We start from the raw sequence: 5,481 nt of genomic DNA, 5'->3' as shown, positions 1-5,481 counted from the left end.
ACGAAGGTCTCGCCCGAGCCGCCGCCCTCCTGGCCCTCGTCGATCGCCTCCGGCTCGTCCTTGTCCTCCTCGTCCCCCTCCTCGCTCTCGACGATGTTCACCCCCATCTCCGACAACGCCGACATGATGTCCTCGATCTGCTCGGAGGCCATCTGGTCCTGGGGGAGGGCCTCGTTGAGCTCGTCATAGGTGATCACGCCGCGCTTCTTGGCGCGGGCGATCAGCTTTTTGATGCTGGCTTCGTTGAGATCGATCAGCGGCGCGTCGCCGCCTTCCGGCTTCTCGTCGGCTTCCGCCGTATTGGTCTTCGCCATTCCAACGCCTTATCACTTCGGCACCATCGTCCGCAGGAGCTTTAGTCCGCCTCGCCTTCGAACAATGTCGCCAATTTTCTGTCCGCCTCGTGCCGCGCCAGGAGCAGACGCGTCTGCTCCTCGAACGCGGCCTCGTCGCCTCCGTCCTTCACCCGCGCCGTCGCCGCCGCCAATGCGGCATCGAGCCCGGGCCGCGCCGCCAGCGTCTCGATCGCGAGAGCGAGATCGCGGCAGGCGCGAGCCGGCTCGGCATTCGCCCGCGTGAAGGAAAAAGCAAGCCCCCGCTTGAGGCTGAGCGCCTCGAGCAGGGCCGCAGCTCCTCCGGCCGCCAATATGGTATCGAGCGCCTCTCGATCAAGCTCGCCATGGGTCATCGCCGATTCGAGCAGCAGGCCTCGCAATTGCGCCGCCTTGGCGTCGGCGATCTCAAGCTGCTGCAACTGTTCGTGATGCTCCCCGATCAGCTCGGGAAAGCGGATCAGCCCCTGGAGAATGGCGCGGACGAGTTGGGGGTCGAGCCCCGTGCGCCCCACCGCTCTTGCCTCGGCCGAGGTCGGACGGGGCGGGACATAGGGGCCGCGCACGCCCGGCTTGCGCTCGGTCCAAGGGCGCCTTGCCGGGGTCAGCGTGTCGTACCGCTTGAGGAATTCGGCGCGATACTGCTCGCGCACGTCCGGGTCCTGAATGGCTGAGGCGTGCTCCATCAGGCGCCGGCGAAGGCCGGCGCGCTGCTCAGGCGTGGCGAGCGGCCCGGCCTCGGCCTCGTGCCGCCAGAGCCGGTCGACCAAGGCCTCGGGCGCGGCGAGCAAGGCCTCCAGCGCCTGGCGGCCCCGACTCCGCACGAGATCGTCCGGGTCCTCGCCGGGCGGGAGAGTGACGAAGGCGAGCGAGCGGGCCGGGCCGATCCCCGGCAGCGCGCGCAAAGCGGCGCGGACCGCCGCCTTCTGCCCCGCCGAATCGCCGTCGAAGCAGAAGACCGGGGCTTCCGACATCCGCCAGAGCATGCCCAATTGCGCCTCCGTCATCGCCGTGCCGAGCGGCGCCACCGTCTCCGGGAAACCCGCCTCGTCGAGCGCGACCACGTCCATCTGCCCCTCGACTACGATCACCCGGCCGGCGGCGCGGGCGGCGGGGAGCGCCTTGTCGAGATTGAACAGGGTGCGGCCCTTGTCGAACAAGGGTGTGTCGGGCGAGTTCAGATATTTGGGCTCGCCGTCACCCAGAATGCGGCCCGAAAAGCCGAGGCAGCGGCCGCGCGCGTCGCGGATCGGGAACATGAGGCGGCCGCGGAAGCGGTCGTAGGGCGCCTTGTCCGCCTGCTCCGGCGCGATCAGCAGGCCCGCCTCGACCAGCCGGGCCTCACCCAGCGTCTTCAGCGCGGCCTTGAGCTTGCCGCGGCTGTCCGGGGCAAGGCCGAAGCCGAACTTGCGCCGGGTCACCTCGGAAATGCCGCGCTGCTTGAGATAGTCGCGCGCGGCGGCGCCCTCGATCCCGTCGAGCTGCTCGACGAACCAGCGCGCGGCGGCTTCGGTCACCTCGTAGAGCCCGGCGGCGCGCTCCGCCCGGGCTTGGGCGCGGGGATCGGGGGCGGGGATCTCCATCCCGGCGGCGTCGGCGAGCTCCCTGACCGCGTCCATGAAGGAAAGGCCGCGCTGGTCGGTCAGCCAGCTGATCGCGTCGCCATGCGCGCCGCAACCGAAGCAATGGTAGAAGCCCTTTTCGTCGGAGACGGTGAAGCTCGGCGTCTTCTCGCTATGGAACGGGCAGCACGCCTTGAACTCGCGCCCCGCTTTCTGCAGCTTCACCCCCCGGCCGACGAGGGCGGACAGCGACGTCCGCGCGCGCAGCTCGTCGAGGAACTGAGGAGAAAGGCTCATGGGATGAGCCTTTCGATCGAAGTGGGAGAGAGGGTCACTCCGCTCCCCGCCGCATCAGCTCAGCCGTGCCTTCACGGCCTGGCTCGCCTTGCTCATGTCCACCTGCCCGGCGTGGCGTTCCTTCAACAGCGCCATCACCCGGCCCATGTCCTTGAGGCCTGCGGCGCCGGTCTCGGCGACGATCGCGTCGACCGTGGCGGCGATCTCGGCATCGCTCATCTGCTTCGGCAGGAAATCCTCGATCACGGCGACCTCGGCCGCCTCCGCCGCGGCGAGCTCGGCGCGGCCGCCTTTTTCGTACATCTCGATCGATTCGCGGCGCTGCTTGACCATTTTCTGGAGCACCTCGGTGACGAGCACATCGTCCTCGGGCGGGTTCGCCGACCCTCGCAATTCGATGTCGCGATTCTTGATAGCGGCCTGGATCAGGCGGATCGTGTCGCGGCGCGGCTGGTCGCCGGCCTTCATCGCGCCGACGAGCGCTTGCTTGAGATCATCGCGAATCATGGGGCTCTCACGGGGCTTCAACGGGAAACCATCCGTCTAGCGGGGCGCCCCGGCTTTTAACAGGATTGACCTGCTTCCGGTCCGTCTCTAGCGGCTGAGGCTTAGCGACATCGCGACAATTTCGAACGGAGTGCCCGCCGCCATGGCCGACGCCACCAGAACGCCTGCGCCTGAAGGGGCCACGGGCGTATTGGTGCTGGCGGACGGCAGCGCGATCTGGGGCTGGGGCTTCGGCGCGGAAGGCGAGGCGGTCGGCGAAATCTGCTTCAACACCGCGATGACCGGCTACCAGGAGATCATGACCGATCCCTCCTACGCCGCGCAGATTGTCACCTTCACCTTCCCCCATATCGGCAATGTCGGCGCCAACTATGAGGACCTGGAGGCGGACAATCCCTTCGCGCTCGGCTGCGTGGTGCGGCAGGTCGTGACCGCACCGAGCAACTTCCGCGCGGGCCAGGGCTTCGTCGAGTGGATGAAGGCGAACGGGCGGATCGGCCTGTCGGGCGTCGATACGCGGGCGCTGACAAGGAAGATTCGTACCGAAGGCGCGCCCAACGGCGTCATCGCCTATCGCGAGGACGGGAAGTTCGATGTCGAGGCGCTGCTTCAGAAGGCGCGCGCGTGGCCCGGGCTGGAGGGGATGGATCTGGCGAAGGAGGTATCCTGCCGGCAGCTCTACCGCTGGTCGGGCGGCAAATGGCGACTGGGCGAGGGCTATGCGGAGCGGCCCCACGACGAGGCGCTGCCCCATGTCGTCGCCATCGATTGCGGCTCCAAGCGCAACATCTTCCGGAATCTCGCCGAGGCCGGAGCACGGGTGACCGTGCTCCCCGCCGCTTCCACCTTCGAGGAGGTGATGGCGCACGAGCCCGACGGCTTCTTCCTCTCCAACGGCCCGGGCGACCCGGCCGCGACCGGGGAATATGCGGTGCCGGTGATCCGGCAGCTGCTGGAGACCGGCAAGCCGCTGTTCGGCATCTGCCTCGGTCACCAATTGCTCGGCCTCGCCGTCGGCGCGAAGACGGCGAAGATGCACCAGGGCCATCGCGGCGCGAACCACCCGGTGAAGCGGCTGGAGGACGGCAGGGTCGAGATCACCAGCATGAACCACGGCTTCGCGGTCGAGAAGGAAAGCCTGCCCGCCAACGTCCGCGAGACCCATGTCAGCCTGTTCGACGGCAGCAATTGCGGCATCGAGCTCACCGACCGCCCGGCCTTCAGCGTCCAATATCACCCCGAGGCGAGCCCGGGCCCACAGGACAGCACCTATCTGTTCGGGAAGTTTGTGGGGATGCTCCGGTGAGGCGCGTCGTCGAATTCGAGGCTGATTTTCCCGACGATCAAGTTGAGGTGGACGGGGAAATTGTCCAGTTTGGCGGACATAATCCAGCTCAAATCCTACGTGAGGCGTTGATTGGGCAGGGATGGACAGCGGGACCCGTCGAACAGCATTCGGAAAACGTCTGGTACTTCGACATGTCTGGGGTGTTGGGGAAGGCTACAATCTACCTATCCGATATGCGTCCCAAATATGTCGTCACGCTCGAACGACGCGCTTGGCTACAAGACCTGCTTGGTCGATCTGAACACGCGTTTCGAGATTCGCTTGATTCGCTTGAACGCGCCTTAACCGGGTTAGGCGGTGAGCATCTGACTTGGTTCACAACTTATGACGCGACCGATCGGTCGCGAGCATCCATCGACGAAGTAATGAGAGCATAGTGCCCCGCCGCACCGACATCTCCTCTATCCTCGTCATCGGCGCCGGTCCGATCGTGATCGGGCAGGCGGCGGAGTTCGATTATTCGGGGTCGCAGGCCGTCAAGGCATTGAAGGAGGAGGGCTATCGGGTCGTCGTCGTCAATTCCAATCCGGCGACGATCATGACCGATCCGGGGCTGGCGGACGCGACCTATATCGAGCCGATCACCCCGGCCTATGTCGCCAAGATCATCGAGAAAGAGCGGCCGGACGCGGTGCTCCCGACCATGGGCGGGCAGACCGCGCTCAACACCGCGCTGGCGCTGTTCAAGGACGGCACGCTCGACAAATATGGCGTGAAAATGATCGGCGCCGACGCTGAGGCGATCGAGAAGGCGGAGGACCGGCTCAAGTTCCGCGAGGCGATGGACCGGATCGGGCTCGAAAGCCCGCGCTCGGCGATCGCGCACAGCCTCGACGACGCCATGGCGGCATTGGAGACGGTGGGCCTGCCGGCGATCATCCGCCCGAGCTTCACGCTCGGCGGCACCGGCGGCGGCATCGCCTATAATCGCGAGGATTTCGCGGCGATCGTGAACGGCGGGCTGGAAGCCTCGCCGACCAGCGAGGTGCTGATCGAGGAATCGGTGCTCGGCTGGAAGGAATATGAGATGGAGGTGGTCCGCGACCGCGCGGACAATGCGATCATCATCTGCTCGATCGAGAATGTCGATCCGATGGGCATCCACACCGGCGATTCGATCACGGTCGCGCCGGCACCGACGCTGACCGACAAGGAATATCAGATCATGCGCAATGCGAGCATTGCGTGCCTGCGCGAAATCGGCGTGGAAACAGGCGGTTCCAACGTTCAGTTCGCGGTGAATCCGAAGGACGGACGGCTCGTCGTCATCGAGATGAACCCGCGCGTCAGCCGCAGCTCGGCCTTGGCTTCGAAGGCGACCGGGTTTCCGATCGCCAAGGTCGCGGCCAAGCTCGCGGTCGGCTACACTTTGGACGAGATTCAGAACGACATCACCGGCGTGACGCCCGCCAGCTTCGAACCGACGATCGACTAT

General features: G+C 66.3%; 6 protein-coding genes. 3 read left to right on the top strand and 3 right to left on the bottom strand.

Going from position 1 to position 5,481, the window contains the following annotated elements; translation table 11 throughout:
* From ACT4N8_RS14400 to ACT4N8_RS14390, 3 genes are all read right to left on the bottom strand, one after another.
* Positions 1–314: RNA polymerase sigma factor region1.1 domain-containing protein (locus ACT4N8_RS14400; protein WP_444858805.1), on the bottom strand; the 314-nt coding region annotated here is incomplete at its 3' end.
* A 41-nt stretch (positions 315–355) separates the two neighbouring features.
* Positions 356–2,191 carry a DNA primase gene (dnaG, locus tag ACT4N8_RS14395; RefSeq protein WP_444858804.1) on the bottom strand — a complete coding sequence of 612 codons (1,836 nt, stop codon included), beginning with the start codon at positions 2,189–2,191 and terminating at the stop codon, positions 356–358.
* A 54-nt stretch (positions 2,192–2,245) separates the two neighbouring features.
* Positions 2,246–2,698, bottom strand: coding sequence for a GatB/YqeY domain-containing protein (locus ACT4N8_RS14390; protein WP_444858803.1), 453 nt, complete (start codon positions 2,696–2,698; stop codon positions 2,246–2,248).
* A gap of 142 nt (positions 2,699–2,840) precedes the next feature.
* Here ACT4N8_RS14390 and carA point away from each other — a divergent pair, with 142 nt between their 5' ends.
* The 3 genes from carA to carB form a co-directional block, all read left to right on the top strand.
* Positions 2,841–4,004, top strand: coding sequence for a glutamine-hydrolyzing carbamoyl-phosphate synthase small subunit (carA, locus tag ACT4N8_RS14385; RefSeq protein WP_444858802.1), 1,164 nt, complete (start codon positions 2,841–2,843; stop codon positions 4,002–4,004).
* Positions 4,001–4,423: a hypothetical protein gene (locus ACT4N8_RS14380; RefSeq protein ID WP_444858801.1), complete on the top strand. Its 423-nt coding sequence runs from the start codon at positions 4,001–4,003 to the stop codon at positions 4,421–4,423. The genes carA and ACT4N8_RS14380 overlap by 4 nt, the downstream gene beginning before the upstream one ends.
* Positions 4,423–5,481 (top strand): carbamoyl-phosphate synthase large subunit (gene carB, locus ACT4N8_RS14375; RefSeq protein WP_444858800.1); only part of this gene is annotated, 1,059 nt, incomplete at its 3' end. The genes ACT4N8_RS14380 and carB, both read left to right, overlap by 1 nt.

The sequence above is a fragment of the Sphingosinicella sp. genome (assembly GCF_052387495.1).
Lineage (GTDB): Bacteria > Pseudomonadota > Alphaproteobacteria > Sphingomonadales > Sphingomonadaceae > Allosphingosinicella.
The sequence above is the reverse complement of the archived record's forward strand: the minus strand, read 5'-3'. Positions and strand labels throughout refer to the sequence as shown.

What these genes read in the sequence shown, in the direction of transcription:
- dnaG (WP_444858804.1), bottom strand. Translation starts at nt 2,191, where the DNA reads ATGAGCCTTTCTCCTCAGTTCCTCGACGAGCTGCGCGCGCGGACGTCG.
- ACT4N8_RS14390 (WP_444858803.1), bottom strand. Translation starts at nt 2,698, where the DNA reads ATGATTCGCGATGATCTCAAGCAAGCGCTCGTCGGCGCGATGAAGGCC.
- carA (WP_444858802.1), top strand. Translation starts at nt 2,841, where the DNA reads ATGGCCGACGCCACCAGAACGCCTGCGCCTGAAGGGGCCACGGGCGTA.